This is a genomic window from Wenzhouxiangella sediminis (assembly GCF_003410055.1).
Lineage (GTDB): Bacteria > Pseudomonadota > Gammaproteobacteria > Xanthomonadales > Wenzhouxiangellaceae > Wenzhouxiangella > Wenzhouxiangella sediminis.
In genome coordinates this window covers 1-3,231 of sequence record NZ_QUZK01000043.1, presented here as the reverse complement: position 1 = coordinate 3,231, position 3,231 = coordinate 1, and the positions used below count along the sequence as shown (strand labels likewise).

Genomic DNA, 3,231 nt, shown 5'->3' with positions numbered 1-3,231 from the left:
CAGCGAAGCGGAGAGCCGGGACCTCCCCACCGAAGGCGCCATTGGGTAGAAGGCCCCGGGTCAGGCCCGGGGCGACAAGCCGTTACCTGAACCCTGAACCCTGAACCCTCATCTTTCCATCATCCCTAGGAATCCCATAGGAAACCACAACGGCCTCACTTTCTCTTCAGGTCGAAAACCCAACCGAAATCTAGTCTTTTCCTCGCAAGCACCCGTTTCGCGTTGGGCGATGCGGGAAAGAACGATTGCCTTCAAGACGAGGAGAAGACAATGCATTGCAACCGTAACCGGCTCTCTCAAGCGATCAGGCTGGGTCTGGCAGCGGGCCTGATCGGGTTCAGCGCCCTGGCCTGGTCACAGGACACAGGAGATGACGATGGCGAACAAACCCCGTCGGAAGACGAAGGCCAGGTTCTTCTCGATCGAGTGGAGGTGACCGGCTCGCGCATTCGACGCAGCGATGTCGAGGGACCGACACCGGTGCTGATCATCGGACGCGATGAGTTCGAGAACCAGGGCTACCTTACCGTCCAGGACGTTCTCGACAGCCTGACCCAGAATACAGGCGGCTCACTGAGCCAGCAGTTCGTCTTCGGATTCACCCCGGGTGCGTCCGGCGTCAACCTGCGGGCGTTTGGAACGGGGCGAACGCTGGTGCTGCTCGACGGGAGGCGCATTCCCGTCTATCCCCTGGGACTGAGCGGCACCACCAATTTCTTCGATCTGTCGAGCATTCCCACGGCCATCATTGACCGGGTCGAAGTGCTGACCGATGGGGCGTCGGCGATCTACGGTTCCGATGCCATCGGCGGTGTTGTAAACATCATCACGCGCAAGGACTTCGACGGACTGAGCAGCCGCATGCGCGTGGGCGATACCGATGAGGGCGGCTACGCGACTCGCCAGTACGAAATCGTCGGTGGCGTCGCAGGCGACCGCACATCCGCCAGCCTGTCGTTGCAGTACATGGGCAACGAGGAGCTGATGTCGACCGAGCGCAGCTACGCCGCCTCGGATGTCGCCGATCCCCTGGGGCGCGGCCTCTACAGCACCTTCGGTTCGAACATCGTCGAGATCGATCCCGCAACGGGTGGGATCATACTCACGCCCGCGCCCGGCTGCGGACAAGCGGATGGGCCGCTTGGAGGCGCCGGCATTCCGCCCGGAACGCCCGGGACCGGAACGCTGTTCGGCGGGTCGCCGTGCAGCTTCGATCGAACGGCGTTTCGCCAGCTGTTTCCCGAAAACGACCGCTCCACCCTGAGTGGTCGCGTCGACCATGAGCTCGAGTCCGGAATCAACCTGTTCGTGTTCGGTCGCTGGACCAAGAGCGAAACGCACACCCGGATCGAGCCGTTTCCGTACGCCGGCACTGCCTTGTTCGGCGGGGGTGCGGCCAACCCCGTCGTCCCTAACAACGGGGGCATCATCACCGGCCCCAACGGTGGACCGGCCGTGTTCATCCGGCGCCTGATCGAGTTCGGGCCCCGAACAACCGACATCGAAACCGAATCCCGGGGAGCGACGGTGGGCGCCAACGGCCTGATCGCCGGCAACTGGGAGTGGGAGGCGGCCTACAGCTACAACGTGCAGGAAGTCTTTTCCCGGCGAGGCGGCTCGATCATCGTCTCCGCCCTCGAGCGGCGCATCGAGGATGGCCTGGACCTGTTCCAGCCGATTCCGCAGTCCGTGGTCGATGCCGTCAGCTTCGCACCGTTTACCGATGCCGAATCGCAAAACGACCTGATCGACTTCCAGGTGAGCGGATTCCTGCCCTGGTCATTGCCCGGCGGGCCGGTCGGGCTGGCGGCCGTGGCCGAGTATGAGCAGCAGAGTTTCTTCGACCGGCGTGATCCGATCACGTTGCTGGGAGATGCCAGCGACGGCGGCTCCGCGGGAGCCGGTGAACGCGACCGCTCGGCGCTGGGATTCGAACTCTCGCTGCCGATGCTCGAAACCCTGGAGTTCAACCTTGCCGCGCGCTGGGACGACTACGATGATGCGTCTGAAACCGGCAGCGCGATATCGCCCAAGGTCTCCGCGATCTGGCGTCCGCTCGACAACCTGATGCTGCGAGGCAGCTGGGGGCAGACGTTCCGGGCACCGGACCTGCAGCGCCTGTTCGGTTCGACGACAACCGCATTCCAGACGGTCAATGACACGGTCGTCTGCCAGGCCCTGGGCGGTCAGGTCGGCTCGGCGCTTGCGCCGGGCGTCGTCAATGGGCCGAACAATCCCTATGGCGCGGGTTTCGACCCCTGCGTACAGACCGTGCAGAGTGTGCGTACCCTGACCGGATCCAATATCGCGCTAGAGGAAGAAGAGGGCGAAAGCTTCACGGTCGGCGCGGTCTGGAACGTCACCGACGAGCTGGCACTGGCGATCGATGCCTACCGCATGGAACTGGAGCAGATCATCTCCACGCCCACCGGCCAGTTCATCATCAACCAGTGTGCGACGGGTGATCAGGCCTTCTGCAATCTGATCACGCGCGATGCCTCGGGCACCCTCAACGGCGGCCAGCTGACCGCGGTTGCACAGAACTTGTCGCTCCAGGAGATCGAGGGCATCGATCTGAGCATTTCCTACGACTACAACGCCGGGCGCCTGGGGCGCTTCAGTCTCGAGTCCGAAACGACCTGGGTCAGCGAGCTGGCGACCCAGTTCAATGAGGATGCGCAGAAAACGGAAGGGGTCGGCATCTTCTCGATTCCGGAGTGGCGCAGCAACCTGACGCTCAACTGGAACCGGGGAGACCTGGGGGCGACCCTGCGCACGAGCTATATCGGCTCGCTCGGGGGCATCAACTCCAGTGCGCCATTGAGCAGCAGCCAGGAGATCGACGATTACCTCACCTTCAATGCCCAGTTTCGCTACGACTTCGGCGCCAATACCCGGCTGAGCCTGGGCGTGAACAACCTGACCAACGAGGCGCCGCCGACCGACCCCACCAACCCGCAATGGCCCTGGTACATCAACGCCGGTGGCTTCTACTCCCCCTTCGGCCGCGAGTACTACCTGCAGTGGGAACAGCGCTGGTTCTGAAGTCCCTGATCTGATGGATCCGTGCTTTCCATCAGGCTCTCTTGCCCGGCGGGCTTCCGCCGGGCTTTTTTACTTTCAGGTTTCAGGTTTCAGGTTTCAGGTAACGGCTTGTCGCCCCGGGCCTGACCCGGGGCCTTCCATCCGCTGGCGCCTTCGGCTGGGAGGTCCCGGCTCGGAGGCCGGGAC

At 63.4% G+C, this 3,231-nt stretch carries 1 protein-coding gene; it reads left to right on the top strand.

All coding sequences use genetic code 11. The features are described from left to right. The first annotated feature begins 270 nt into the window (after window positions 1–270). A complete protein-coding gene (locus DZC52_RS11910; protein ID WP_116651374.1) occupies window positions 271–3,045 on the top strand; it encodes a TonB-dependent receptor plug domain-containing protein in 2,775 nt (924 codons plus the stop codon). The last annotated feature ends 186 nt before the right edge of the window (window positions 3,046–3,231 follow it).

Bases quoted from the DNA above. Each gene is read 5' to 3' on its own strand.
- DZC52_RS11910 (WP_116651374.1), top strand. From the start codon at position 271: ATGCATTGCAACCGTAACCGGCTCTCTCAAGCGATCAGGCTGGGTCTG.